The following is a 26527-nucleotide window of genomic DNA, read 5'->3' on the forward strand; positions in this document are numbered from 1 at the left end:
GCGCACGACCCGTACGCCTACCTGAAGGACGTGCTCGAACGGCTGCCCACTCAACCTGCCAGTCGCATCCAAGATCTGTTGCCGCATCGCTGGCAGCCTGCGGCCTGATTGCGCCACCGCTCGTCAAGACGGGTTCGCCGGACGCATACACAGTTTGTACGCCCTGATACGTTTCTGCGTTTGCAGCGAGCGAGCCCATGAAGGCGGAGGCGGTGAGCATGATGGCAGCAGGTTGCAAGGAGGTTTTCATTTGTGGTTCTCACTATGGTTCGTCGGATGCGTGGCGTAACGTGGTGGTGCCTATGCTGTGACCCGGCGCGCTACGGCAGCGATTGCGGCGTTTCGATCAGCTTCGGTGGCCTGTGTATTCGTGACAAAGGCGCACACCAGGATTGGTGGCCGCTTTGGCGGCCAGAAGATGCCGACGTCGTTGGCCGAGCCGCGGCCCCCTGTCCCCGTCTTACTCCCCATACGCCAATCCGCAGGCAAGTTGGCGCGCAGGCGCTTCCCGTTCGTTTCACATCCCTCGAGCCACCGCGCGAGCTGTTCACGGCTGCTGGGTGACAAAGCGTTGCCAAGCAAGGTGGCGTGCAGCAGATGTGCCATTGCGCGAGGTGAGGTCGTGTCGCGGGGGTCACCGGGCGTAGCTTCGTTGAGTTCAGGCTCCCATCGATCTTGCCGGGTGACATCGTCACCGAGGCGTCGGGCGAAAGAAGTCAAGCCTGGCGGGCCCCCAAAAGAGGCTAGAAGAAGGTTGCCGGCGGCGTTGTCGCTGGTGGTGATCGTGGCATGGCACAGCTCGGCCAAAGTCATTCCCCCGTCCACATGTTTCTCGGTGATAGGCGAGTGGGGGAGCAACACATCACGCCCATAGCTGATGCGTCGACCAAGTTTTTCCATTCCGCGATCCACCCTCTGCAAAACGTGCGCGGCAGCCAGCCATTTGAAAGTGCTGCACATTGGGAAGCGCTCGTCCAGGCGGTGACCTTCGATCCGGCCATCGGCTTGAAGTACGGCCACCCCCAGCCTCCCGCCGCTGAGCGATTCGCTATAGCCCCAGGGGCTTTCCTGCACCGGGGAGTGGGTGGGCTGCGCACATGCCGGAAGGGCAATGGTCGCAATGGCGGCGAAGTGAGCGTTGAAGTCGCGTCGGTTCATGATTTGTTGGGCTCCTTTAAAGAGCCGCAACGATATCCACGCGCACATACGGCGACAAACGATGATTTCAGGGGGAATACCCAAGATAATCTTGGCCATGTCCCTCCCCCTCAACGCATTGCGTGCGTTCGAAGCATCTGCACGGCACTTGAGCTTCACGCGCGCCGGCTTGGAGCTGAACGTCACCCAGGCAGCAGTGAGCGCTCAAGTCAAGAACCTGGAGACGCGCCTTGGAGTGCGCCTATTTCGTCGGCTGCCGCGCGGACTCACACTTACCGACGAGGGCCAGGCCCTGTTGCCCATGCTGTCTGATTCATTTGGACGCCTTGGCACCATCGTCGAGCAATTCCGTGGCGGTGCTCACCACGCTCCCCTTACTGTTGCAGCAGTCTCCACCTTTGCAGTGGGCTGGTTGATGCCCCGACTCGAGTCGTTCCAGAAGAACCATCCCTTTGTCGACCTGCGCCTAATGACTCACAACAACAAGGTCGACTTGGCCGGAGAGGGCCTCGATTTCGCCATCCGATTTGGCGAGGGCGCTTGGCACGGAACGCATGCCGAACTGCTGCTCGACGCTCCCCTGACTCCCCTTTGTACCCTCTCGATCGCACAGCGGCTCGCCAGCCCGGCGGACCTTTTGGGAGAAACACTGTTGCGCTCCTATCGCAGCGATGAGTGGAGCCGATGGTTTGCCGCTGCAGGAGCAGGCGCATCGCCTAAGCCTATGCGAGGGCCTGTGCTCGATTCCTCCCTGGCATTAGCGGCAGCGGCCGCACAGGGGGCCGGCGTTGCCTTGCTTCCGGCGAGCATGTTGCAGCACGACCTGGAGATGCGTCGTCTTGTTCAGCCCTTCGCCGTAGAGGTCCGGGTGGGCAGCTACTGGCTCACTCGATTGCAGTCGAAGGCTCTATCACCGGCCATGACGCAGTTTCGCGAATGGCTGCTAGCAGGGGACGCCGCAGTGTGCAAGACCGCTGAGACGGCTAACAGTGCATGAACTGCCCGCTGAACTCGGCAAACTGCGCCAAGCGTCTGTGGCGACTTAAGCTTCTGTTTTCATGGTCGCTTCCGGGAAGGCCCGATGTCCGCTTAAGGCCGAGGGCGTGTGGAAACGGCTTCGGCGCGAGCAAGAATTCGCGATCGCGAAGCCGTCATCGACGTCACGGAGTCATCCAGTGGCCTCGTCGCAGAAACGGGTGACTTGGCACGCGCCTGAATGGCCGAGAGCGTTGCACCGGCCATTAAAGAGGTTCAGGCCCCCAGCAGCCTCATCGCCTTCATCGTTTGGCTCATACCCATGATCGCGATGACCCTCTTCAGGTTGTAAGCCAGCACGTGCAGACTCATCTCGGTGTTCACGTGCTCCAACTTCTTCGTCAGGAAGTGCGTCGAGCCCATCCAGTGTTTGAGTGTTCCGAACACGTGCTCCACCGTACATCTTCGCAGCGTCATGGCAATGGGCTTGCGGTCCAGGCGTTGCTGAACACGTTCGAGCACCTCCTCGTGCACCCATCGACGGATGCGCCGATACGTGCTCGTCGTGCATTGATCTTTGATCGGGCACTGGGGGCAAGCACTGGTCCAGTAGACACGCATCTCGTTGCCGTTCGTCTCCAATGTATTGAGCCTGTAGATGGCCCGCTGCCCCGCGGGGCATTGGTACTCATCGTCCTTGGCGATATAGATGAAGTCGCTCTTGTCGAAGCGCCCCTCGGCCTTCGCGTTGGAGGTCATCGGCTTGGGAACGTAGGTCGTGATGCCCGCGTCTTCGCAGTCCTTGAGCTCCTTGCCACTGAAGTACCCGCGATCGGCGAGGGCCTGCAGCTTGGTCTTGCCCATCGCCTCGCGCGCGGCCAGTGACATCTTGTTGAGGTGCGCCCGGTCGTGGTTCGTTGGTCACCTCGTGTGCCACGATCAGGTGATGCCTTGCATCGACGGCGGTCTGGACGTTGTAGCCAACGATGCCCGTGCTCTTGCCTGACTGAAGCATCGAGCGCGCATCAGGGTCGGTGAGCGAACGCTGCCCGTCGGGTTCCTTCTTCAGCTGTTCCCTCGTCTCATCAAGCTGCTTCATCTGCTCGCGCAGCTTTTTGATCTTGTCGCGCAGCCGTTCGGTCTTTGCCTCGAACTCGACCGGCTGGGTGCGATCCGCCGTCTCCATGGCATCGAGGTATCGCTGGATGCTTTGCTCGATCTGCTTCTGACGACCGTCGATCTTGCCGGCAGTGAAGTTGCGGTCGCGGCTGTTGACCGCCTTGAACTTGCTGCCATCGATGGCCACGATCGCGTGAGTGAACAGCTTGAGCTCTCGACAGAGGCCAACGAAGCGCTTGCAGACGTTTCGGATGCCCGGGCCGTTGTCGTAGCGGAAATCGGCGATGGTCTTGAAGTCAGGCGCCAGACGGCCGGTGAGCCACATCAGCTCCACGTTGCGCTGCGCCTCGCGCTCCAGGCGACGACTCGACTGGATGCGAATGAGATAGCCGTAGATATAGAGCTTGAGCAGGACAGAGGGGTGGTAGGAAGGGCGACCCGTCGTTGCGGGCTCAACGCCTTTGAAGCCCATCGCCTGCAGGTCCAATTCCTCGACGAAGACGTCGACGACTCGCACCGGATTGTCCTCACCGATGTAGTCGTCAAGGCATTCGGGCAGCAGTGTCACCTGCTGTCGATCTTCGCCTTCGATGAATCGCTTCATGGGCCACCTCGCTGCAACGGGTTGGCGAATTTTATTTTGAGTGAGACGATCAATGAAGCGTTTTCACACGCCCTCGGCCCAAAAGCGACCTCCGCCACAGGCCCAATCCGGTCCTTCAGCAACTCCAGCGGCCGCCCTCGAAAGCAGGCGTTCGCAGGCGGTGAGTCCACCGCCCTGCGGAGTCGATATCGGGAAAGTAGAGAGGACAGGCCGATCTCTTCGGCTCGGCTACGTCCTAGCTGTGTGGGGGCCGCACTTCAGAGAAGGACTTTTACGCGCTCGCCAGCGTGAGTCTGGAGCGACATCAGCGGTGCTGAAGTTCCGAAAATATCCGCAACTCGGGATGCCTTAGTCGAAAATGTCCCTGACCTTAGCAAACTTACGTCCAACGTCGATTTGCTAAGGTTGTGGATATTTTCTGCGAGGGCAGGGGGGCGAATTTGCTAACAAATTGGATTGTGGATATTTTCGGCTAAAAGTTTCCAGCTGCTCGACTAGCGACTAGCGACTAGCGACTAGCGTACGAGTGGCATTGGGAGTGCCAGGAGGGAGTGCAAAGCTTGGCAGGTAGTTCAGCCACAGACTTGGTTGCAGCCGGTCGAATCTGTCCGTCGAACGAGGGAGATCGCCGATACCTGATGACATCGGCGCATTCCTTTGCGACCGGCTGATCTACTTCGGAACTTGACCTTCACCGGCATCATCGGCGGACGGAGCGGGCGACAGTGATCGGATGGTTGAAGCAGCATGGCCGCGCTGACTGCGTGCCACCGAATGACTGTTTGCATCAGCGCCGGAATGGTGGTCCGGGCCCATTGCAGCCTCACGGTTCGGTTGTAAGCTGCCGTTCGCTCGTCTAGGCAGCAATCTTGGAGAATCTGTTGAACCCGTCGACACCCAGCCGCACCGCACTTGCAACTTCGCTCATGCGAGCAGTTCATTCGCGCAACGACCCCCTGCCACTCCTGAGCGATACGTGGGGAGATCGCCTTGTCTCGGAATCGGCGCAGTCCACCTTGCTTCAGCGTGCGATGGCACGCATAGAGGCCACCAAGCCGGGTTTGACACTGGATGGCGTTCAGGGTCTCGACCTCGCTCTTCGGTCCAATCCCGCCTACGGGGGCGTGATCCTTCGGTCCCGATACACGGAGGACGCGCTCAAGCAGGCCGTAGCGAGCGGCATCGTTCAATACGTCATCATCGGCGCCGGGTTCGATAGCTTCATCTGCCGGCGCCCAGCATGGGCAGAGGGCGTGACGATCATCGAGGTGGATCATCCGGCGACGCAGCGGCTGAAGCGTGAACGCCTGGCTGCCTGTGACGTGAGCGTCCCCGGCTCCGTGGAATTCGTCGAAGCCGACCTGTCGATGGAGGCATTGGGAACGGCGCTGACGAGATCTTCGTTTCAGGGCGACCGTCTCACCTTTTTTTCCTGGTTGGGCGTCACGACTTACCTGACCCGGGAGGCAAACCTCAAAGCCCTTCGATCAATTGCCACCTGCGCGCGTGCGGGAAGCGAGATGGTCTTCACGTATGTTGACGAGGCCATCCTTGGCCCGCACCATGCAGTCGATGAAGAGTTTCTCAGACTCAAGAGCAACGTCGCTGCTGCCGGAGAAGCGTTTCTATCTGGGTTCGACCCCCGAACCATCAACGATTTGCTGCTCGAAACCGGGCTACGACTCCTCGAGGATCTGGATGGAAACCAAGCCGCTGCTCGCTACGACGCTGGCGGCCTCAACGCCTTCAGGACCTCTAAAGCTGCGCATATGGCCCATGTGCGGCTGGTCGGCGCCGAGTCGCTTGCATAGAACGGGGCAGTGGCTCGCGTAGCGCGATTGGTCGAAATCAGAGTTGTCTGAGACCTCGGTGGATGTGGACCACGAGCAGCAGAGGTCGGCTTTGGAGCGTTAGCAGGCATCCGCACGCGCTGTGGGCACGGCCAGAGCGCCGCGTTCAGATAGGCGCAGACTCAGCGTTTCGGGTGACGCGCCAGGATGGCCGTACGGATGTAGTGAGCGATCGAATAATCGCATTCCGCCGCCTGCTCAGTTGTTGATTTTTCGATCGATCCTGGACATGCTCGGCCCATGATCGCAGAGCTCAAGACCCTCATAGCCGTTTGCAAGTATGGAACCTTCGCTTCCGCTGGCGAGCACATCGGCCTGACGCAATCGGCGGTGAGCAGCCAGATCCGGCGAATCGAGGAGAGCCTGGGCTTCTCCCTGTTTGACAGGACGGGGCGCTCCGCGACGCTGAACAGTGCCGGGCAAATCGTCCTTGCGCGTGCAGAGGTGCTCTGCGCGCTCTACGCGAAGCTGGGCGATCCGCCCGATGAACAATCGACCCAAGGTGTCTTGCGCATTGGCGCCATCGCCTCCGCGCAGTCCACGCTTGTCGCGCGTGCGCTCGAGAACCTCCGTCAAGCGCTTCCCTTGGTCCGCGTCCATGTTGCGCCTGGCGTGTCTCTGCGGCTGATGGACGATCTCGACGCCGGAAAGATTGATGCGGCTGTGATGATTCGACCGCCCTTCGGCATGCCACACGACATGACGTGGCAGGCGCTCGTCCATGAACCGTTCGTTCTCGTTGTTCCTAGGGATGGGTCGAGGGGCAGGGACTGGCGTGCGCTGCTGGAAGAGCGGCCGTTTCTGCGTTACGACCGCGTGTCTTTTGGCGGCCGGATGGTCGAAGGCTTCCTGCGGCGACAAGGCGTCACCGTGAAGGAGGCCATCGAGTTGGACGAGATCGCCGGACTCATCCAGCTTGCGGCGAACAGCGTTGGTGTGGCGCTCGTTCCGATGGTCGAAGCCCACCTGCCGCTGCCGGACAGCGTCCGGGTGGTGTCATTGGGCGAACACACCTTTTATCGGGAGATCGGGCTGCTCCAGCGCCGGACCAGGACAAGCTCGCCGATCGTTGCCCAATTTTCGCGCTGCCTTGTGGAGGCCTCTGAGGCCATCGTGGAGACGACAGGCACTCGACGCAGTGCATCGAGCAAGCGCCGCCTCAATCCTCGAATTGGTGGTAAACCTTCGCGATGACTTTCCAGTCGCCATTGGTCTTGATCAGCGTCAGGAAGTCGTTGTAGTCAGCACCGATGGCGTCCTTTTCCATGTCAACCCGAACCAGTGCGGTGGTCGGCGTGACGGCTAGCACATCCAGATGCGTCACGATCTCCCGCACCTTGCCGTTCTTCTGCACGAATCGAAAGGATTCTGGATTGGGCCGCCCAGCAACTGCCCATTCGTGAAGCCGTACATCAAGGCCCCGGATGAAAGGCACTGGCCACGCCATCGACACTTCCGCCGTTGTGTTTCCTTCGAGGCCTTAGCGCGCCTCGTACTCTTCCATGGGTTTGTCGGTGGGATTTGCCCAGGCGGCCTTGGTCATCTCGGTCGCGGGCAGGCCCACGATCACGTTTCGCGGCGGGATCGGCTTCAGAAACCATTTGTCGTAGATGCGCGCTGCATCCCCGCCCTTGGCCAGCGACACGACGCTCTGGTCGACAAGCTTCTTGAACGCCGCATCGCCTTTCGGCAACATGATGGCAATGGGCTCTGTACTCAGCACTTGGTCCAGCAGCTTGTATTGCGCGGGTTCCCTGCTCTTTGAAATGAGCGTCGCCAAGATCTGCCCATCTGCCACGAAAGCGTCGGCGCGGCCGGTCTCCAGAAGCAGAAAGCCTTCGCTGTTGTCTTTGGCCGTCAGCTCCGTCGCATCGCTCTTTAGCTTTCTCAGCAGTTGCACGGAAGTGCTTCCGGTGGTCGCTACCACCGTCTTGCCCGCTAAATCCGCGGTCGACTTGATGCTGGACGCTGACTTGACAGCGATGCGCACGCCTTCCACGTAAAGGGTAGGGGCGAAGGCGACGTCTTTCTGACGTGCCGCATTGTTGGTCGTCGTGCCGCATTCGATGTCCACCGTGCCGTTCTGCACGAGCGGGATGCGGTTCTGGGGCGTGACCAGTTGGTATCTCACTTCCAGCTTCTCGAGCTGCGTCGCCTTCTTGATGTCTGCAATGATCTGCTCGCAAATCTCGACATGGAAGCCGGTGTATTTCCCGGGTCCGGTGGTGAACGACATGGCGCCCGAGGCATCGCGCACGCCCACGGTGACAACGCCCGACTCCTTGATCTTTTTCAGCGTGTCTGTCTGCGCAGCCGCCGAACCCAAGAACGTCAGGAAGGCAGCGGCAACGCTGGTGGCGACCAATGATTGAAGCCTCATTGGGGTCTCCTTACTTCGCGAACAGAGAGTCGAGATTGGCGAACGATTTCATTTCGATGGCGTTGCCCGATGGATCCAGGAAAAACATCGTGGCTTGCTCGCCAGGTTCGCCTTTGAAACGGATGTACGGCTCAATGACGAACGCGGTCTTGTTCGCGACCAACTTGTCCGCCATGGCTTGCCACTTGTCCGTCGGCAGGATGGCGCCGAAATGCTTGACCGGCACATCGTGGCCGTCGACGGCACTGCTCTGCTTGTGGCCGCACTCGTCGGGTGCCAGATGCGCAACAATCTGATGACCGTAAAAGTCGAAGTCAACCCACTCGGGCGCGCTCCGTCCTTCGGGGCAACCCAGCAGCTCCCCGTAGAAGGCGCGTGCTTCTGCGATGTCGCGCACAGGAAAAGCAAGATGGAACGGAATACGTTGATGGGTTTCGCTCATGGTGTCCTCGTGGTGATGTAGTTCAGGGAAAGGAGACTGTAAGGAGCGATTCGCATAACCGAAAACGATATAAAACGGTTCTGAGCATCAATTTTCCCAATGCTTTTTTTGTCGATTCGCCTCGACTGGCGAGCTTTTCTGTCTTGCTGTCCAATCGCCGGCATGTCGAACACAAACAACTTTCAGCCAGTGGCTCTTGAGCACGCCAGTCGCCTGATCAACCACGGACCGACGGTGTTGGTCACCAGTTCTGACGGCACCCGCCGCAACGTCATGGCCGCGGCGTGGTCGATGCCGGTGGAGTTCACGCCCCCGCGCATCGCCGTGGTCATCGACAAGCACACATTCACCCGCGAGTTGATTGCAGCCAGCCGAACATTTGCCATCTGCTTACCCGGCAATGCGCTCGTTGACCTCACTCACGCGGTGGGCAGCACGAGCGGTCGAACCATGGACAAGTTTGAACACTTCGCCATCGGAACGGAGACCAGCCCAGTACTGAAACTGCCGGTCTTATCTTCCGGTTGCTCAGCCTGGCTCGAGTGCCGCTTGATTCCTGAGCCGCACAGCGAAGATGCCTACGACACCTGCTTCGCCGAAGTCGTCGGCGCAGCAGCCGATGCACGGATCTTCAGGAACGGTCATTGGTTGTTCGACGATAGCAACGCTGCGCTGCAGACGATCCATCATCTAGGAGGCGGCAACTTCATTTGTGGCGGCAGTGTCGTCCGTGCAACTGCGCCATAACTGTTGTTCAAAGATTCGCGGCACGTACGCGCTCAACACCTCGGGTTCATGCGAAGAGGCCGATGCCCGCTTTCGCACTCAAAGCCGACTTCTGGCGCGCCGAATTGACCGGCAGCCACGGGCCCGAAGCGCCGGATAGCCGAGAGGCTTCAGTCGGCCACAAGCCGTCGTGCGTGGCGTGATTTTCAGCGTCAGCTTGCGCTTGCATTGCGGTCGAAAGAAAAGAGCGGGGGCGTTGCCACCGCCCCCGTTGGGTTAGTTTGGCTCAATGCATTTCAGCAAGCGCTTCCTTGACGCCTTCCTCACGCAGCGGAAAGTCAGCCCCTTCCAGATGCAGCGCAGCCTCCGCAGGCACGGGGGTCGCGCAATCCTTGTAGATCACGCCATCCTTCATCACGAGCTGGATCTTCGCCGGATCGGTAAGGATCGACAGGTCCTTCAGCGGATCACCATCCACCAGCACGATGTCCGCCAGGTAGCCCGCCTTCAACTGCCCCAGTTCGTCCGGACGCAGCATGATCTGGCCGCCCAGCTTGGTCGCTGCGAGCAGCGCTTCCTTGGGCGTCATGCCGATGTAGTCGACGAAATACTGCAGGTCGTTGGCGTTGGTGCCGTGAGGCATCCAAGCAAAGCCGTAGTCGCCACCCGGCAGGATGCGGATGCCGCGCTGATGCATCTTGCGCAGCGATGCAGAGGCGATCTCCAACTCGCGCTTGTAGCCCATTTGCGTCGCGACGGCCTCGGTGATGCCGTACTCGGCGGCGTTGAAGGTCGTGCGAATGAGCCAGCCGATGCCGGGGGCGACGAAGTGCTTGTCCTTGGCGGCCTCGAGCATGTCGAGCGCCTCTTCGTCCGCAAAACTGGCGTGGTAGACCATCTCGATGCCATGTCGCACACACTGCTTGACCGACTCGCTTGATCGGGCGTGCGCGGCCATGCGCTTGCCATAGCGCTTGGCTTCCTGCGCGAGCATCGCGACCTCATCCTCCGCAAACGGTGACATCTCGGCCGGCAGGCCGGCAATGGGTTCGCCGGACAAGTTGATCTTGAGATGATCTACGCCGTACTTGATGAAGGTGCGCGCCGACTTGCGGATTTCTTCCGGGCCGCTGCACACGCTGCCGAAGCTCAGTTCCTCGAACTTCATGTGCGGCAGCGTGTTGTCGCCGAGCGCGCCGATGGTGGTGATTTCCTGGCTGCCCGCGAGGTAGCGCGGTCCGGGGAACTCGCCCGCATCGATGGCGTTGCGCAGCACCACGTCGAGTCGAGGCTTCGCGGCAGCGGCACCGATAGCCGAGGTCCAACCCATGTCGAGATAGCGCTTGGCCACGCGCACGCACCACAGCATGTGCTCCTCGGGCGGCATGAACTGGATGGCGGCGAGGCTCGGCTGGTCGTTCCACGAGAAATGCGTGTGCGCCTCGGTCATGCCGGGCATCAGGAAGCGGCCCTTGCCGTCGATGACGCGGGCGTCGTCGACGCTCACGCGCTTCGGTGCGCGGGTGACTTCGACGATGCGCTTGCCTTCGACGAGCACGTCGCCGGTGTAGGTGTCTTCGCCCGTGCCGTCGAAGATGCGGACGTTGGTGAATGCGATGCGGGTCATGCTTGTCTCCTCCGGCCCGAGGTGCCGGAAATGGGTTGATGAACGTGTGGCGGTGGAAAAAATTCAGCGCAACGATGCGTGGAACTGTTCGAGTTCCTGCATGCAGCGTTGCGGCTTCTCAAAGGTCGTCCAGTGGCCGCAGCCTTCAAGGACCACCTGTCGCGAACCGTTGATGCGCGCCGCCATCGCGGCGACGTTGGCCGGTGGCGCAACGCCATCCTGGTCGCCGGTCACGAGCAGCGTTGGCACTTCAATGCGGTCGATCTCGGCCGACTGCGCGGCGGCGAGCGCTTCGCAGCTTTGGGCGTAGCCCTCGGGTGATTGGCGCATCACGCTTTCGCGCACCAGTGCCAGCACTGCGGGCTGCTCAGCCTTCGTCTCTTGGCTGGTGGCGCCCTTGACGATGGCGTCGGCAATCTCTTGTATGGCCGCCGCGCCGCCGCGCGCTGCCGCCGCACGCGCCACCATGTTCGGCCGAGCCGCTTCGGGTGGCGCAACCAGCGGCCCGAACAAGGCCAGCGACTTGATCTTGCCAGGGTTGCGCACGGCGAGATGCTGCGCAACGACGGTGCCAAGCGAGTGCGCCATCACGTGCACCGATTCGGCGCCCAGCTCAGCGAGCAAAGCTTCGAGCGCTGCGGCATAGCCTTCAATCGAGAGCGGCTCCGCCAACAGCGCCGAGCGTGCGCTTCCGGGCAAATCCGGCCGGATCACCTTGAAGCCCGACAGGGCGGCCAGCAAAGGCGTCCATGTGTTCGACGAGCCGCCGAGTCCGTGGATGCACAGCAGCGCTTCGCCGTTGCCGTCGATCTCGACGGCCAGTTCGTTGATGAATCGAGTCGTCATTGCGCTGCGCTTCAGACGAACTTGTTCTCGATCGAGCCAAGGCGGTCGATCTCGACGCGCACCACGTCGCCCGCCTTCAGGTAGCGCGGCGGCGACATGCCCATGCCGACGCCGGCCGGCGTGCCCGTGGCGATGACATCACCCGGATACAGCGTGATACCGCGCGAGATGGTTTCGATCAGCGTCGGGATGTCGAAGATCATGTTCTCGGTCGGGCCGTCCTGGCGCAACTCGCCGTTGACCCAGCAGCGCACGCGAGTCTTGGTGCCGTCGAACTCGTCGGCCGTCACGATCCACGGGCCCATCGGGCAGAAGGTGTCGAAGGACTTGCCCATGTCCCACTGGCCGTGGCGAATCTGCACGTCGCGCGCCGTCACGTCGTTCACGACCGTGTAGCCGAAGACATGCTCCATGGCGGCAGCGCGCGTGATGTTCTTGCCACCCTTGCCGATGACCACGGCGAGTTCTGCCTCGTAGTCGATCTGCGTCGAGATCGCGCTGGGCACCAGCACGTCGTCGTGCGGGCCGACCACGCATTCGGGCACCTTGGTGAACACGATGGGCCACTCGTCGGTCTTCGCGCCGCTGTCTTTGAATACCGATGCCGAGAGTTCCTTGGCGTGCGCGTGGTAGTTGCGGCCCACGCACCAGAGGTTGCGACGGGGCTTGGGCAGCGGCGCGTCGAGCGCGACATCCGCGACCTTGATGGCAGCGCCGGTCGCGACCGGTGCAGCGCCACCCTCGGCCATGGATTCGATGATGCTCAAGGCACCCGCGGCTGCTTGCTGCGGCGTGAGTTCGAGGGGTTGGAGGGTGAGGCCGTCGTCGGATACAAGTCCCACGCGGCGGATGCCGTCGGCGATGTAGGTGGCGATGCGCATTTCTGTTGGCTCCTGTGATTTCTCTCTGCGGATTTGCGGTTCCGGTGAAGGTGCCGCGGGCATGGAGCAACTTTAAGAACGCAGCGCTTTGGGCGCTTATCGACGAATCCGGCGACGTATCAGGGAGTCTGGTGGAGTGCTAGGGACTTACCCGGGGTTCAGGCCGCTTCAGGCCTCGCGAAGGCGAACAATTGCACCCGTCGACCACCTTGAAGGACTGGATTCATGGCCGAGGCCTACGCGCTGCACGAGGGAGCTTTTGGGACGGCGATCGTTCTCGAATCGCGCGCCAACCTGGTGTCGCACGCCCATTCTGAATCGCAGCTGGCCCTGTGGCTCGGTGGCACGCGCGCCGTCGCGAAAGTGGGCGCCGAGGTCGTGCCCTACGGCGAAAACCTCGCGCTGGGCGTAAACGCGTTCGAGGCGCACGACATGGTGATGGAAGGCAACGGCTCCTGCCTCTTTCTCGTCTTCATGATCTCAAAGCAATGGCTGGACGCGCTGGGAAATTCAACCGGGCGCAACTTCCGCTTCCCTTCACCGCGCGTTCCCATCAGCTCGGCGATGCGCCGCTCGTGCTGGCGCGTGCTCGACCTGATCATCTCCGCGGACAAGTCGCGCCCGGCCATCGATGACGAGGTAGAGCGACTGCTGGAGGCCGCCATTGCGGCATCGACCACGGACGGCGCGGAGGCGCCTGTGGCAGGTGTGGGCGTGATGCTCGACCACCGGCTTCGCAGCGCCATCGCACACATGCGCGAGCACGTGTCGGAGCTCACGACCATTGATGAGATCGCGGCAAAAGTCGGCCTGTCGCGCGCGCACTTCTTTGCCCTGTTTCGCGATCAGCTCAACACGACACCACAGGTGTTCTGGAGCGGCGTGCGGGTCGAGGAAGCCATGCGCCGAGTCGCCGAAGGTGGTGTACTGACGGATGTCGCGATGGATCTGGGCTTTTCCGCGCCGGGCAACTTTTCGCGCTTCTTCAAGGAGCACACCGGCGTCTCGCCGTCGATCTTCAAGCGGGCGACGCGCGATCCCTCGCCTGTGACCGTGACCGGCATCCCCAGGGAGCGGATCTAGGGGTAGCGACATCGATGTCTGTTTTCGCCCGCAAACTGGACGTAGGACGGTCGATCGCGACCGGCAGCACAGGGCCCGAACTCCCATTTCGACGCCGGACACAGCGGACGTTGACTCTTCGAAGGCAAGGTTTCTAGAGGGCAAGCAGGGGCGATGACTGCAATGCCTTGGGACCGGCCGTCCATACGGAGGTGTCCTCGGACTTGGACGACTGGAAACGGGGCGACGGCGTACTTTCGCCATCCAACCTGGAAGGACCGGAGCCGCTGCTCAACGAGCGTCCGCGCAAACCGTCCATTGGAAGCCCCGTCGGGCGCGGGGTCGCCTGCTGAGAATCTCTCATGGGGTCGAAGGCACCCCGCCGCTGGGTCACAGTTGGGGGCAAGGTGCGGGCAGCGACAATGCCCTCATGACCAAAGGCAAGCGCATCTCGGCAGACATCGGTGGTGACGCCCTGCATTCGATTCGGGAATTGGGTGCAGCGGCCAGGCTGGCCCGGACGACGGCCGGGGAGGGACAGGCCGCAGCGGCCGTGCGCCTGGGCGTGCATATCCAAACCATAGGGCGCATCGAAGCGGGGGAGCCCGGCGTTGCTGTCGGGCACGTGCTGGGTTTGCTCGCGCTCTACGGCATCGGCGTGAGACTGCAGCAGCCAGAGGACCGTTGAGCTATGGGTTTGCTCTCGACAGAGCCCACCCCCGTAGTCCTTCGCACGCTTGCGAACGGGGTGCGGCTGCTCGCGCTTCCCATGCCCCACGTGCAGAGCGTCAGTGTGGGTGTGTTCCTGCGCGTTGGCTCCCGTGACGAAACCCCGCTCACGAACGGCATCGGCCATGTCCTTGAGCACATGGCGTTCAAGGGGACCGTCACCCGTTCCGTGCAGGCCATCAACCTGGACGCGGAGCGGCTGGGCGCGGAGGTCAATGCGTTCACAGGCAAGGACACCACCGGCTACTTCATGACCGGCTTGGGCCGGCATGCGGAGCATCTGCTGCGTATAACGGCCGACATCGTCCTGAACAGCACGTTTCCCGAAGACGAACTTCAGCGGGAGCTGGAGGTGATCCGCCAGGAAGCCATCGAATACGAGGAGGACCCGGAGGACGCTTCCAGCGAACTGCTTGACCGCGCCGTCTGGGGCGACGACCCTATGGGCATGCCGGTGATCGGCACTGTCGGGAACATTGAAGGCTTTACCCGGCAGGAACTGGTGCGGCATGTCCAGTCCCACCACGTCGCGGAAAACACCGTCGTCGCGGCGGCCGGGAACTTCGATGTGGAAGCCTGGCTGGCGCTCGCCGGGGAACTCTTCTACGCGATGCCCTCGGCCCCGCTGCCCGGGCCGCTGCCGCCAAAGCCCGCGAAGTACGTGGGGCTGGCCGTGGCCCGGCGATTTCCGCAGGTGTCTCAAGTCTTCCTCAACATCGCCTACCCACTATCGCCTGTGCGGGACGATGAAATCTCGCAGCAGCGCTGGCGCCTTGCGGCGTCGGTGGCCGCCAACCTGTTTGGAGGCGGGATGTCGGCGCCCCTGGTCGACAGAATCCGGGAGCAGCTCGGCTTGGCCTACACAGCGCACTCCACGATGGACACCGGGGACGTCTGGGCCAACTTCGTCATTCATGCGGTCACGACCCCGGACAAGGTCGACGCGCTGGTGTCGTCGACGGCCGGCTTGTTGCGTGAGCAGGCCACGAATATCGATCCGGTGCACCTGGAGCGGGCGAAGAACCAACTGATCGTGTCGCGTGTGCGTGCCGGAGAACGGACCTACCCGGCGATGGAGCAGGCCGTCGAGGAGCTCTTTGCCAGCGCAACCGTGACGCCAATAGCCGGAGCGATTGCGGTGATCGACGACATCTGTGCAGCAGAGGTGCAGGCTGTCTTCGAGCGAATGCTGGCCAACCCTCCGGCGGTGGCGATTGCCGGCAAGGGTGCTAGCGCACGAACGGCGAGGCAGTTGGCAGCGCGACTCGCTGCGGGTGGCTGCTGATCGGCCGTGGTCAAGGACACCTCTGCGAACTGATTGCGGCCACGAGCTCTTTGTGAACTGCGTCCGCAGGATCGGCGTCAAGGCGCGCGCAGTCGCGGCCGGGGACTGGGAAGGGATTTATCAGACATTCGACTGTGTCGTTGACACTTCGCATTTGTTCGCGAAGCCGAGGAAGGCCATCTTGATTCCGACACTCTCAAGACTATCCCGACCGTCGGGTAGACGGCAGACTGCCGTCGTTCCGGTTTGGCCTATCGCTGCGTCGCGACATCCAGAACGGCTGGACGTATGACCTCCGGTGTTGCCGCGGCCGTAGCGGCTCGTCGCGAGGAGCTTTGGCTGGCCGAAAACGCGACGTCGCTTCAGAGCTAGAACACTTACGTCGAGCAGAACGGCTTGCCTCTTTGTAAGCATGCACTGCTGCCGTGGGAGGCCCCACGGAACGACGGACCGTGCGGATTGCGGCGACCAATAGTTCAGCATCGATAGTCAACGATGCTTTCCGCCCAGAAACATCCAGCTGACCGAGCCAAAGTCGAGATTGCAGTCTTGTCCAAGGATCTGCCTGATGGTCCGGCGATCTGCCTACGAACGCTTGGCATGGCCAAGCAAGCCCTTTGCGGCTTCTATCCGCAAAGCCATAGGCACCGATTCGTCGTTCATGACGCGTCTCAGGAAGCGCTCCGCGTCTTCGCGCCCTTGATCGTGGGTGGGCACTTCGGGCAAGCCGGACAGCTTCAACTCAGCTGGCACTTCCTCCAAGACGCCAAGCTGTCTTAGCGCGGCTTCGAAGGCAACTTGCCGGATGGGCTCGAGCGCGCGCAGAAGCGCTGCCTGCCCTTCGCCATTTGGGGCCAGGTCCAGCCACGGCATATCGGCAAAGACCGAAGCCAAGTCGGGGGCGACGAACGCAGACCAGCGATCTGGGCTGGTCTCCAAGGGCGGCGCGGACGGGAGTTGCGCCGCGTCGGCGATCAGACGTAAGTGGGTCGATCCTAAGTCGGGCAGATACCGTGCACGCAGGCCCTGCAGCTCGCCGGCACTCGGCAACGTCGGCGATGCAAGGGAGAACCAGAGCTGCACTGCGTCGACGCCTGAGACCGCGATGGCAGGGGGAGGAAGGCCGAGGTCCGATTGGACGCCGATCCACACCGAAGAAAGCTGGGCCCACCCCGCGGGTGGCCTCAACTCGAACACCAACGCTCGAACGCCCTGGGCCGCCGCTGGGGCAGCGCCGTGCGAGGCGCTCGCACCCAGTCCGTATAGGCGATCGAGTTCGAACGGCATTGGGTTCATACCGAGATGCTAGCCGACCATGGGTGCGCGCCTCGTGGTGCGCAGACGCGGTTGGGCCCCCCGCCGATCCTGTCCGGCTGGAGCGCGTCCATCACGGCGGGGCTCACCCAGAGGAACGGCGGCTTTCGCCGCCGGGCCGCAGAGACGCTCGCTCCGGGGGCGTTCGGGTTCTAATGCGAGCCATGGATACGACCTACCGCATGCCCGGGGCAGTTTTGACCGAGCGCGAGCACTCGGTTCCCTTGGTTCACGGCGACCCGCTGCGTGGCACGATCAGTGTGTTCACGCGCGAGCTTGCTGCGCCAGACGGCGGTCTTGATCGCCCCTACCTCGTGTTCCTGCAGGGCGGCCCAGGCTTCGAGGCCGCCCGCCCGACGAGCCCGCCCTCAGGGTGGATGGCGCGTGCCCTTGCGGACTTCCGGGTCCTGCTGCTTGACCAGCGGGGCACAGGGCGCTCTACGCCCGTCGGGCCAGTCATTCCTGGAGCAGCGCCTGCCGATCAGGCCGAGTACCTCACGCATTTTCGCGCCGACTCGATCGTGCGCGACCTCGAACTGATCCGCGCTGAACTCGGCGTCGACTGCTGGAGTCTGCTCGGTCAGAGTTTCGGGGGATTCACCTCGCTCACCTATCTGTCGCTGGCGCCCGCGGGCCTGCGGGAGGTATTGATTACCGGCGGCCTCGCGCCGATCACGAATCGGCCGGTCGACGAGGTCTACGCGGCGACATGGGCGCGTGTGCGCGAAGCGAACCAGCGCTATCACGCCCGATACCCAGGAGACCTCGATCGTTTGCGGAAGATCCTGCGCCGGCTCGACGAGGAAGATGTCCGCTTGCCCAACGGCGACCGGCTCACATCGCGTCGGTTTCGGCAGACCGGAATGTGGCTCGGCGACAGCGCTGGGTTTGAACGGCTTCACCACCTGCTCGAGCTGCCCTTCGGCTCGGCCGCATTCATGGTCGACGCGCAGATGGCGTCACCCTGGGAGCGCAATCCGATCTACGCGACGCTCCATGAGTCCTCGTACGCGGACGGGGGTGCCACTCGCTGGTCGGCACACCGGCTCGCGCCCGAGGAGGCGATGACCGGCGACCTCCTTGGCGCAGAGCACGTCTTCCCTTGGATGTGGGACGACTACGCTGGCTTACGCGCGCACCGCGAGGTGGCGCAGCTTCTGGCCCAGCATCCATGGCCGCGCCTGTACGACGCTGACCGCCTCGCCCGCAATGAGGTCCCAATGGCAGCGACCGTGTACGTCGACGATGTCTACGTGGAGCGATCATTTGCCGAGGAGACGGCCCGTGGCGTTCGTGGGCTGCGGGCCTGGGTTACCAACGAGTACGTACACAACGGGCTGCGGGCCGATGGCGAGCGCATCGTGGGTCGCCTGCTCGACATGGTCCGCGGCCGAGCCTGAACCGATGGACGTGGCCTTCGCGTACCCAGCAAAGGAAATCTGCAGAGCGCTGGCTAGCGGTCTTCCGTACTTGCCTTCCTGAAGGGCCGCTTTCGCTGCGGAGTTGCCCCGTCCCCTGCAGGCCCTTGCCCAGCGCGTCGATTCGCTGCACCCTATGCCTGTGGCATCGCCCATCATCATCACCATTCCACATCAGCTCGGCCGCGCCGGAGCGCGACGTCGCATCGAGGGCGATTTTGCGAAGATCATCAACTTGTTGCCCGGCAGCAGCGGGGCCCCCAGCGAGCGCTGGGGCGGCGACCGGCTCATCTTCAGCGTTGCGGCTTTGGGTCAGACCGTCTCCGGCGTGATCCAAGTCCTCGATGCCACAGCAATCATGGAGCTTGAACTGCCCGGTGCCCTCCGCGTCATCGCCAGCAGCCTCAAGGAAAGACTTGAGAAAATGGGACAAGTGCTATTGACGAGGAAGTAGCGCACTTGTGCAGGGGCACAGGACAAGTTCCGACGCAATCGTCCGGTAAGCCATCTGCAACACTCCTTCTGCCTACGGCAGTTTTCAGTGTGTTGCATCGACCGGTTGCATCCGCACTTCGGAACCTGACCTTGCCGACGTCGGCCATGAATTCGGCAGGTGGCAACGGCGATGGGGGCGACATCGCGAAGGGAAAGCCGACGCGGCGCTATGCCGCAACCAGCCCCCTGATCGCGTTGGCGCGCGCGCCGTACGTGATCCGGCCGGCGGCGTCGGCGCTCAGCCGGGCGCGCAGGCGTTCCTTCAGGAGCTGACGATCGTCTTCCGGCATCGCTGCCAGGCTGGTCGCTAGGCGCGGCCCGGTCTGCGCGATCAGCCAGAACGAATCGAAATCGGCGTACGTTCGCTCGACTTCGATCTGTCGCGTCTCGATCTGCGTCAGGCCCGCGCTCGTCCAGAGCGACCTCTTCGTCTCCATGCGGGCCGCCTCCACGCTCGGCGGCCACGGTGGAGCCGTCGTGAGCTTGGCCATTTCCTCCTGCAACGCCGCATACGGAAAGGCCCCGCCGAGGATGTCCCAGGAGTACGCCGAGACGCTGCCGCCGGGTCGCACGACGCGCACCATCTCCGCGACCGACTTCGCCGGATCGGGAACGAAGAAGATAACCAGCGCCATGACGGCGGCGTCGAAGCTCGCGTCGGCGTAGGGCAGAGCCATCGCGTCGCCGATATCAAACCGCGCTGAGCCGCGGCCCGCTCGCTCGCGGGCGTAGGCAATCTGCTCCCTCGACGGGTCGATGCCCTGAACCGCAGCCGGCGCACAGCGCTCGACCAGCATTTGCGTGAAAGCGCCGTTGCCGCAGCCGACGTCCAGCCAGCGCCAGCCGGGCGAAGGTTCGAGCCAGCGCAGGAACGAGTCGCCGACCAGCTGGCTCCACCGGCCCATGAATTCTTCGTAGGCGACGCCGTCGCTGAAGTGGACCGGTTCGGATTGCATCTTCTTCCTCCTTCAGCGCTGATATTGCCTGCAGCGCCGGATCGGGCATACCATGGGCTCTCATTATCAAGGCAAGTGCCATGACCAGGGACCCTGCCGTGCCCGGGGATGCGAATGCGGGCGGGCCTACGATCAATCGTCGGCTCGCCGCAATTCTTGCGGCGGACATCGCCGGCTATAGCCGATTGATGGGGGAAGACGAAGGCGCGACCGTTGCCGCGCTCAAGAGCCATCAGGCCGTCGTGCTGCCCCTGGTGAGTCGCTATGGTGGCCACGTCATAGATACGGCCGGTGACGGCATCCTGGCTGATTTTCCAAGCGTGATCAATGCAACCGAGTGCGCGCTCGAAATCCAGAGCGTGATGGCGACGCGCAACGAGAGTGTCTCGACGCGTCGTCGCATGCTTTTTCGAATCGGCATCAATCTCGGCGACGTGATTCACGACGAGTCGCGCATATACGGAGACGGAGTCAACGTGGCGGCACGGCTCGAGGGCATCGCAGAGCCTGGCGGCATCTGCATCTCGCGCCAGGTATACGAGCAGGTGAACCACACCCTGAAGGCGAACTTCGAGTCATGGGGGCCGCGTGCCTTGAAGAACATTGTGCAGCGGGTGGATGTCTTTGCCATCTCACCCGCTCAGCACGGCGACGCATCCTCTCTGAGGTCTCCCGATGCCGCCGTCCTCGACCAGGAGATCCACTTCTGCAGCGCTTTCGACGGAATTCAGCTTGCCTATTCGAAGATCGGGCAAGGCCCGGCGCTGTTGAAGACAGGCAACTGGATGACTCACCTGGAGTACGACCTCCAAAGCCCGATTTGGGGCCATCTCTTCCGCGATCTGGCGAAAGGACACTTGCTTGCCCGATACGATGCGCGCGGCAACGGGCTGTCGGACCGTGAAGCGGACATCTCGTTCGACGCTTACGTCAGTGACTTGGAGGCGGTGGTCGAGGCGCTCGGAATCGATCGCTTCGCTCTGTTGGGTATCTCCCAAGGGTGTGCGGTCGCGATCGCCTACGCGGTCCGACATCCTGAACGGGTCTCGCATCTGATTCTCTACGGAGGCTTCGCGAAGGGCGCGAAGAAGCGCGTTCGCACAGCGGGGCAAATCGAAGAGGATGCCGCGCTGCTGACGCTGATGCGGGTGGGGTGGGGAAAGGACAACCCGGCCTTTCGTCAGCTTTTCACCTCCCAGTTCGTCCCCGACGCGACCAAGGAACAGGCCGACTGGTTCAATGAGTTGCAACGGATCACCGTGTCGGCGGACATGGCTGCACGAATGTTCGAAACCGCGGGCGAAATCGACGTCAGTGCTCTGCTGGCACGTGTCTGCGTGCCGACACTGGTCATGCACGCACGAGGTGACGCTCGCGTTCCATTCGAAGCCGGCCGGCGCATGGCAGCAGGCATCTGCGGAGCGCGCTTCGTCGCCCTGGATGGGCGCAATCACCTGTTCTTCGAGACCGAGCCAGCGTCCCGGCAGTTTCTCGAGCAGGTGAGGTCATTCCTGGAGAGCTAGCTTCCCGGTGTCGATTACATCGGCATCAATTGACGGTGATGTTGTTTGCTTTCACCACCTGAGCCCAGGCGCGTGCGTCTTCCACAAGGAACTGTTGGAACTCGGCCGATGTGCCGCCGATTGGCACAAGGCCATAGTCGGTCAGCGTCGCGCGAAACTCGCGATCCTCGACGATGCGCTGTGACTGCTCGACTATTGTGGCCACGACATTGCCAGATGTGCCCTTGGGGGCGAAGATCCCCTGCCATGATTCGCCGACGAAGCCGGGAAAGGTCTCGGCGATTGCGGACACGTCCTTCAAGACCTCGAGCCGCGACCTGCTCGACACACCGAGTGCCCGAACCTTGCCACCCCTCAGGTCTCCCATCGCCGTGGTGCTGGGCTCGAATGCAACTGCGATGCGCTGTTCGATCACGTCGGGGAGGTAGGACTCCTTGTAAGGCACGTGCGTCATCGTGATGCCGGCCGTATTCAGCAACCGCGCCATGATCACATGCGTCGAGGTGCCGATGCCGGAACTGGCGTAGTTCAGCGCCCCCGGGTGGTCCCTGCCTGCCTGGACCAGATCGCCGAGGCGATGTATCGACGACTCGGCGGAGACGATGAGCACGAATGGCACCGACAGAATGCGCGTGATGGGGACAAAATCCTCGGCGCGGTACGGCAGGCTGCGGTAGATGAAGGGGTTGATGGAGAACGTGTTGTTGACCGTCCAAAGCAGCGCGTATCCATCAGCTGGGGCAGCGGCCACGGCCTGCGCCCCGATGATCGTGCCCGCGCCCGGGCGGTTTTCAACGACGACGGTTTGGCCCGTCGACTTGGCGAAACGTTCGCCCCATAGTCGCGCGACCACGTCCGGCGAGAAGCCGGCGGGAAAGGGTACGACCAAGCGCACTGGCCGAGAAGGATATGGCGTCTGTCCCTGCGCACCCGACGCGACGAATGAGGCGGCGAAGGCGCATCCGGCTGCGAAGACCGCGCGCCGCGACACCACCCCAGTGGGGCGGGACACAGACTTGTCAACACTATTTGACGTCGCTTTGGTCACCAGAGTAGTGTGATGGGGCGTCTGGCGCGTGTCCAATCAATCCGGCACGCTGGTGCTGGCCACCGGTTTTGACGCCGTCACTGGCACACTGATGCGGCTGGACCTGCGCGCCAGGGCGGCCTCGGCATCCAGGACAAGTGGCGCGACGGGCGATTGAATTACCCGGCTTGGAGGTGGCCGGCTTCCCGAACCTGTTCAACATCGCAGGCGCGGGCAGTGCCGTGGCCTTCACGAGCAGCAAAATAGACGAGCGGCGTCAGGTGTAAGCCGCTGATGAACTGCTGCACCGACAGCGGGACTTGCTCGATCGTGACCACGTAGTTGAAGACCAGGGCCCCGGCGATCAGCATGCCCACCGAGGTGGTGGACCGCGCGCTTCCCAGCAACACGTTGTAGAGCTGCCGCCAAGTCATCGAGCGATAGATGACTGCGGACGCCAGCAGCGCATAGGCGGCTGCGGCGGCAGCGCCTTCGGTCGGCGTCATGACGCCGCGGTAGATGCCGAACAGCAACACCACCGGCAGCATCAATGCAGGCAACGCGTCAAGCGTGATAAGCGGAATCTCGCGCATCGGCACCGGTGGCTCGACAGGATTGAGGGTGATCCTCGCCCTGCACGGTTCGCCTATTGGGACGGCCTGCAATGGAAGTGGCGCGCTGCCACTGCGGGCAGGCGCGTGCCGAACGCGATTCGGAGTCGCTCTGCTTGGAGTCTCTTTCTCATTTGCAGTGGAGAGGCTTGAGCCAGCCGCAAGATTCTGTTCTGCCTGCAACCGAAGGAGATCGCCAAGGTTAAGAGCGAGTCTCTGATCGAGTTTCGAACTCCTCATCAACCTCACGACTGCCAAGCCGCTCGGCAGCGATCTGTGATGTGCAGTTGGCGAGCGAGTTGTTAGTCCTCGCGCAGCCCTTGGACATCAACGGAGCGGGGACGTCTACCTTCATACCGATGAGATCAAGCGGGCGCGGCAGCTGGGGGAGGCCTTTCCGGCGCGCGTCACGCCTGATTTTTGCGGTGAACGTCTCAGAAAGACTGTTGCTGTCGTTCGAATTTCTCTGCCGAATGACAGCGGTCGCCGAAACCCGACCTTGGCCCTTTTCTTGACGAACGGCCGGTCTACTTTGGAACTTGACCTCGCCGACGTCGCGATAACTTCAGCATGGGTGGCAGCGGATGAGCAGGGCGGCATCGTGCGCGGACGACAGCTTCCACAAGGCGCGAATCGGAGCTTCGGGCCCATTCCGGTCGTAGACGCGGGCCGCTCCGAACGGCTGGTTTCTATGACCGAAGCGGTTCGCCGGAAGTAAGGCACTTCGGCCACTGTGTGCCATTGCGGAGTAGCGGCCTCGGGAAAACGGACATTCGCCCAGGACCGTGCGCGAGCGAGCAAATGTCCGCGACGGGATGCGCGGGGTCGGGGCGCTTTCAGCCGGGCGCTGCCGCATTTTTGACGCCGCTCGGGGCAACCCCGCTCCCACCGCAGCATCCGGTGGACTAACCGGTCGGAAACCGCACATTGATTGACATGGATGGATCGCCATAAGGGTCTGCCATTCGATGCCCGCGAAAAGGCAGGCTTACCTCCCGCGTTGCATATGAACCGACGGGGTCGCTGACCTGACAACACGTGCGAGCCGACGGGAGCTTTTCAGACCAACGTCGGCTACCGAAGCTTGGGGATGGTGTCTTCTATGTAGTTCGCATACATTGGGTCCTCAGTCTTAGCAAGCTAGCTCGTCCTGTCTTGCGAGCCCTTCTTCCTTCTGGCGCGTGCATTGTGAGAAAGGTCTTTATGACTAGGCCAGCCAATTTGAATGAAAAAGGTGAGAGTAATCCCCTCGATTTTTCCTTGGGGAAGGTTATTTCCAAGCTCACTCTGGGACAAGCAACTGCTGCTTTGGCGGCCGCTGCCGGAGTTGCGTCGAGTATTTTTTATCTTGGCGGCGAACTTTCACCCAGCGCTCTCGAGCTTAAAAAAGCGAATTCGCGCCTAACCGACACCCTCGCAAAGGTAGCCATATCTGACGGCAAGACGAGACCGTTTGTGATTGAGGATTTCATTGTTTCGCAGAAGGTCGCCGACAACGGCTATGTCACCTCTCACGACGGAAAACTCTTTACGGGGAAAATGCCTGGGCGGTGGATGCCCCTGACCATTTCGGACACCGGAGGAAAAAAGGCGGGAAATGATCTAGTTCTGCTCTCAGAAATCACGAAGACAGATCTCGCTTCTGCCGCCAAGACGTTGCCATCCACTCTCGAATTCAATAGCGCCCATCCTCCACTCATTTGGACCATCGAAAAGGATCAAGAGCTCAAGCACCATCCTGAATGGCTGCCCTACATCCAAATGTCAGTGATCTCCAGAGAGGATGCACAGAAGCTCATGAAGGCGATCAACAAGGATGCATCTTCCATGCTTGAGCGATATCAGACCGACGCATATGATCTTCTTCACAAACGATTTTCAAAGGAAGAGGTGAAACTAATTACGGACAAAGTAAAAAGAATGGGACTGAATGAATTCGTCGGCAGTTGGATGGAATGGCTATTCACCCCGCGGGAACGCGCGCAGCTTTTCAAATCGCTTGGCAAGAACAATGAGGAAATTGGAGCGAGCCTCGATTCCATTCAAAAGGACTTTGAGCAACTATTCGATTCATATCAAAATCTCCCAGCTCATCTGATCGGGAACGGAATGGGTAGCTTGACGAATGTTACTCCCGAGACCGGACTGCTGATAGGACGCCTTCTTTTTTATGTTTTTGGAGCCTCCAAAGAGGGCAGAATCGACATTGAACAACTCACTCTGGGTTATACAGGGTCATTCGCCAGAGTCCGACGTGCAGTGTCTTTAGCAATGGACGATCCATCAAAAAGCTCGACTTACTACATCTACGACAACATCCTGATCATCGCTACGAAGTCTGACTTCTGCCTAGTCCATATTCGCGTCCCACATTTCAACGATGACCTCAGGCAACTCGACAATGAGGCCCAGGCGTGGCTGAAGCAGGTGCGCTTACTTGAGCTTCGGTGAGGCGCCGTAGGTGAGTTGAATGCTACTGAAGCCCAGAATAGCGTTCACTCGGAAAGGTCAGGTGCGAGTCAGCGAATTCGTAGGACCGAACTGCAGCGTGTTCGGCCCCCAGCAATGAGCCCGGCGTTTGACTGCTTGCCGTTCTGAAAGGCGACATTCAGCGCGGCCTTGGGAACTACCGCTCCTGGCCGCGAGTACCAGTCCGCTGCGGTCCCTGTTACTGCCCCTCGGGGCTATCGCCCGGATAGCCCAAGGGCCGCTATCAGGGAGGTTGGCGAACAGTCAGTCCCGGCCAGTTGCAGACCTTCAGCATCCCGGCAGAATCCGGCAGGTCATCTACCTTCCCGGCCGCCTCCAAAGGTCCCTAACCACCGTCGACTATGGCGTTTCACCTGACCCACCGCTACGGCAGCATGAGCTCCGGGGAGCAGTCATCTGATTTCGCGGCGTTACTGCGAGAGCTCGACGACCGCCCGGAAGACACCGAGCATGGCTCGGTAGCCGTTACTCATGAGACCGAATGGAGCGTGTCCGTCTCCCGAGGTGGCTACGTCGTGTGCGAGAACCTGGAGACCGGCGGCGAACGGCACATGGACAACGTGCCGGCCAGCAAAATTCTGGAGCTGTGGCGTTGCTTGGCGGAGGGGAACATCGCAGCTATTGAGAAGGAGCCTTGGCTGCCGGGCTACTAGCCTTCGGCTGAGCAGAGGCGCGTTGCGGCCAGTAGCGGAAGTTAAACCTGCCGGCGGAATTTGCTTGGAAGCAGTCGTTGCCGGGGGCAAAGCAAAGCCTCTTCGGGTGCCGAACGCCAGCCTCTATGGGCTCGCTAGGACTTGGGCGCATCCGACGGATCTTTCGTCGTACGCCACTCGTTGCCGTTGACCTTGCCTTCGGGTGCAGCCTGGTCGTGTGAAGTCTGCTCGCTGTTTCCACCACGATCCTTCGCGTCCTGCTGCGCAAGCCAAGAAGCTGCCGTGGGTTGCCGGGTGCTCTCCTCGCGCGAAAGGGCCTGTATCAGATCAACGAGCTCGCTACGGCGGGTCACGGG

General features: G+C 61.8%; 26 protein-coding genes and 1 pseudogene. 14 read left to right on the forward strand and 13 right to left on the reverse strand.

All coding sequences use genetic code 11. The annotated features are described in order from the left end of the window. Window positions 1–108: transposase domain-containing protein (locus AC1DSF_RS29355; protein ID WP_478183967.1), on the forward strand; the 108-nt coding region annotated here is incomplete at its 5' end. 192 nt (window positions 109–300) lie between these two features. Here the strand turns inward: AC1DSF_RS29355 and bla are convergent. Further along, window positions 301–1158, reverse strand: coding sequence for a class A beta-lactamase (gene bla, locus AC1DSF_RS29360; protein WP_478125830.1), 858 nt, complete (start codon window positions 1156–1158; stop codon window positions 301–303). Window positions 1159–1255: 97 nt separating this feature from the next. On the opposite strand from bla, the gene AC1DSF_RS29365 reads away from it, so the two are divergent. Further along, complete coding sequence (locus AC1DSF_RS29365) at window positions 1256–2155, forward strand: LysR family transcriptional regulator (protein ID WP_478125394.1); 900 nt, start codon at window positions 1256–1258, stop codon at window positions 2153–2155. Between the two features lie 254 nt (window positions 2156–2409). Here the strand turns inward: AC1DSF_RS29365 and AC1DSF_RS29370 are convergent. After that, a pseudogene (locus tag AC1DSF_RS29370) lies at window positions 2410–3856 on the reverse strand (IS1182 family transposase). 881 nt (window positions 3857–4737) lie between these two features. On the opposite strand from AC1DSF_RS29370, the gene AC1DSF_RS29375 reads away from it, so the two are divergent. Together AC1DSF_RS29375 and AC1DSF_RS29380 are read left to right on the forward strand one after the other, a co-directional pair. Then, window positions 4738–5667 (forward strand): class I SAM-dependent methyltransferase, encoded by a 930-nt coding sequence (locus tag AC1DSF_RS29375; RefSeq protein ID WP_478125395.1) that lies wholly within the window; start codon window positions 4738–4740, stop codon window positions 5665–5667. Between the two features lie 279 nt (window positions 5668–5946). Beyond that, a complete protein-coding gene (locus AC1DSF_RS29380) occupies window positions 5947–6900 on the forward strand; it encodes a LysR family transcriptional regulator (protein WP_478125396.1) in 954 nt (317 codons plus the stop codon). Here AC1DSF_RS29380 and AC1DSF_RS29385 read toward each other — a convergent pair. The 3 genes from AC1DSF_RS29385 to AC1DSF_RS29395 all read right to left on the reverse strand — a co-directional run bounded on the left by AC1DSF_RS29385 (window position 6866) and on the right by AC1DSF_RS29395 (window position 8528). Then, a complete protein-coding gene (locus tag AC1DSF_RS29385; protein WP_478125397.1) occupies window positions 6866–7060 on the reverse strand; it encodes a nuclear transport factor 2 family protein in 195 nt (64 codons plus the stop codon). The two genes, AC1DSF_RS29380 and AC1DSF_RS29385, sit on opposite strands and share 35 nt — an antisense overlap. Window positions 7061–7186: 126 nt before the next feature. Continuing rightward, window positions 7187–8086, reverse strand: a complete 900-nt coding sequence (locus AC1DSF_RS29390; protein ID WP_478145280.1) for an amino acid ABC transporter substrate-binding protein — start codon at window positions 8084–8086, stop codon at window positions 7187–7189. 10 nt (window positions 8087–8096) lie between these two features. Further along, a complete protein-coding gene (locus tag AC1DSF_RS29395; RefSeq protein ID WP_478145281.1) occupies window positions 8097–8528 on the reverse strand; it encodes a VOC family protein in 432 nt (143 codons plus the stop codon). A 162-nt stretch (window positions 8529–8690) separates the two neighbouring features. Here AC1DSF_RS29395 and AC1DSF_RS29400 point away from each other — a divergent pair, with 162 nt between their 5' ends. Next, on the forward strand, window positions 8691–9275 hold the full coding sequence (locus AC1DSF_RS29400) for a flavin reductase family protein (protein ID WP_478125400.1): 585 nt from the start codon (window positions 8691–8693) through the stop codon (window positions 9273–9275). Between the two features lie 265 nt (window positions 9276–9540). Here AC1DSF_RS29400 and AC1DSF_RS29405 read toward each other — a convergent pair whose 3' ends face one another. From AC1DSF_RS29405 to AC1DSF_RS29415, 3 genes are all read right to left on the reverse strand, one after another. Next, window positions 9541–10881, reverse strand: coding sequence for a metal-dependent hydrolase family protein (locus AC1DSF_RS29405; protein WP_478125401.1), 1341 nt, complete (start codon window positions 10879–10881; stop codon window positions 9541–9543). Window positions 10882–10944: 63 nt separating this feature from the next. Further along, window positions 10945–11727, reverse strand: a complete 783-nt coding sequence (locus AC1DSF_RS29410; RefSeq protein ID WP_478125402.1) for an alpha/beta fold hydrolase — start codon at window positions 11725–11727, stop codon at window positions 10945–10947. Window positions 11728–11738: 11 nt separating this feature from the next. Next, window positions 11739–12608 carry a fumarylacetoacetate hydrolase family protein gene (locus tag AC1DSF_RS29415; RefSeq protein ID WP_478125403.1) on the reverse strand — a complete coding sequence of 290 codons (870 nt, stop codon included), beginning with the start codon at window positions 12606–12608 and terminating at the stop codon, window positions 11739–11741. A gap of 225 nt (window positions 12609–12833) precedes the next feature. On the opposite strand from AC1DSF_RS29415, the gene AC1DSF_RS29420 reads away from it, so the two are divergent. The 3 genes from AC1DSF_RS29420 (at window position 12834) to AC1DSF_RS29430 (ending at window position 15684) form a co-directional block, all read left to right on the forward strand. Continuing rightward, window positions 12834–13691 carry a helix-turn-helix domain-containing protein gene (locus AC1DSF_RS29420; RefSeq protein WP_478125404.1) on the forward strand — a complete coding sequence of 286 codons (858 nt, stop codon included), beginning with the start codon at window positions 12834–12836 and terminating at the stop codon, window positions 13689–13691. A gap of 409 nt (window positions 13692–14100) precedes the next feature. Further along, window positions 14101–14358 (forward strand): helix-turn-helix domain-containing protein, encoded by a 258-nt coding sequence (locus tag AC1DSF_RS29425; protein WP_478125405.1) that lies wholly within the window; start codon window positions 14101–14103, stop codon window positions 14356–14358. A 3-nt stretch (window positions 14359–14361) separates the two neighbouring features. Then, window positions 14362–15684, forward strand: a complete 1323-nt coding sequence (locus AC1DSF_RS29430; protein WP_478125406.1) for a M16 family metallopeptidase — start codon at window positions 14362–14364, stop codon at window positions 15682–15684. A gap of 585 nt (window positions 15685–16269) precedes the next feature. Here AC1DSF_RS29430 and AC1DSF_RS29435 read toward each other — a convergent pair. Next, window positions 16270–16980: a hypothetical protein gene (locus AC1DSF_RS29435; protein WP_478125407.1), complete on the reverse strand. Its 711-nt coding sequence runs from the start codon at window positions 16978–16980 to the stop codon at window positions 16270–16272. 182 nt (window positions 16981–17162) lie between these two features. Between AC1DSF_RS29435 and AC1DSF_RS29440 the strand changes: the two genes are divergently transcribed. Both AC1DSF_RS29440 and AC1DSF_RS29445 read left to right on the forward strand, forming a co-directional pair. Continuing rightward, window positions 17163–18398 (forward strand): alpha/beta fold hydrolase, encoded by a 1236-nt coding sequence (locus tag AC1DSF_RS29440; RefSeq protein ID WP_478125408.1) that lies wholly within the window; start codon window positions 17163–17165, stop codon window positions 18396–18398. A gap of 160 nt (window positions 18399–18558) precedes the next feature. Next, the gene (locus AC1DSF_RS29445) at window positions 18559–18870 is read left to right on the forward strand and encodes a polyhydroxyalkanoic acid system family protein (protein WP_478125409.1); all 312 of its coding nucleotides are present in this window, start codon (window positions 18559–18561) and stop codon (window positions 18868–18870) included. A 208-nt stretch (window positions 18871–19078) separates the two neighbouring features. Here AC1DSF_RS29445 and AC1DSF_RS29450 read toward each other — a convergent pair whose 3' ends face one another. Beyond that, window positions 19079–19867, reverse strand: a complete 789-nt coding sequence (locus tag AC1DSF_RS29450) for a class I SAM-dependent methyltransferase (RefSeq protein WP_478125410.1) — start codon at window positions 19865–19867, stop codon at window positions 19079–19081. 80 nt (window positions 19868–19947) lie between these two features. Here AC1DSF_RS29450 and AC1DSF_RS29455 point away from each other — a divergent pair, with 80 nt between their 5' ends. After that, the gene (locus AC1DSF_RS29455; RefSeq protein WP_478125411.1) at window positions 19948–21390 is read left to right on the forward strand and encodes an alpha/beta fold hydrolase; all 1443 of its coding nucleotides are present in this window, start codon (window positions 19948–19950) and stop codon (window positions 21388–21390) included. A 25-nt stretch (window positions 21391–21415) separates the two neighbouring features. Here the strand turns inward: AC1DSF_RS29455 and AC1DSF_RS29460 are convergent, their stop codons facing one another. Next, window positions 21416–22474 (reverse strand): Bug family tripartite tricarboxylate transporter substrate binding protein, encoded by a 1059-nt coding sequence (locus tag AC1DSF_RS29460; protein WP_478125412.1) that lies wholly within the window; start codon window positions 22472–22474, stop codon window positions 21416–21418. Here AC1DSF_RS29460 and AC1DSF_RS29465 point away from each other — a divergent pair. Next, window positions 22467–22595 carry a hypothetical protein gene (locus AC1DSF_RS29465; RefSeq protein ID WP_478125413.1) on the forward strand — a complete coding sequence of 43 codons (129 nt, stop codon included), beginning with the start codon at window positions 22467–22469 and terminating at the stop codon, window positions 22593–22595. The two genes, AC1DSF_RS29460 and AC1DSF_RS29465, sit on opposite strands and share 8 nt — an antisense overlap. A 1-nt stretch (window position 22596) precedes the next feature. On the opposite strand, the gene AC1DSF_RS29470 is transcribed toward AC1DSF_RS29465, so the two are convergent. Next, window positions 22597–23010, reverse strand: coding sequence for a TRAP transporter large permease subunit (locus AC1DSF_RS29470; RefSeq protein WP_478125831.1), 414 nt, complete (start codon window positions 23008–23010; stop codon window positions 22597–22599). A gap of 1239 nt (window positions 23011–24249) precedes the next feature. On the opposite strand from AC1DSF_RS29470, the gene AC1DSF_RS29475 reads away from it, so the two are divergent. Both AC1DSF_RS29475 and AC1DSF_RS29480 read left to right on the forward strand, forming a co-directional pair. After that, a complete protein-coding gene (locus tag AC1DSF_RS29475) occupies window positions 24250–25479 on the forward strand; it encodes a hypothetical protein (RefSeq protein WP_478183964.1) in 1230 nt (409 codons plus the stop codon). A gap of 380 nt (window positions 25480–25859) precedes the next feature. Further along, entirely contained in the window at window positions 25860–26171 is a 312-nt protein-coding gene (locus AC1DSF_RS29480) for a hypothetical protein (protein WP_478125415.1), read from the forward strand. Window positions 26172–26305: 134 nt separating this feature from the next. On the opposite strand, the gene AC1DSF_RS29485 is transcribed toward AC1DSF_RS29480, so the two are convergent. Next, window positions 26306–26524 (reverse strand): hypothetical protein, encoded by a 219-nt coding sequence (locus AC1DSF_RS29485; RefSeq protein WP_478125416.1) that lies wholly within the window; start codon window positions 26522–26524, stop codon window positions 26306–26308. Window positions 26525–26527 lie beyond the last annotated feature (3 nt).

Source organism: Variovorax sp. 01N429 (genome assembly GCF_056399425.1).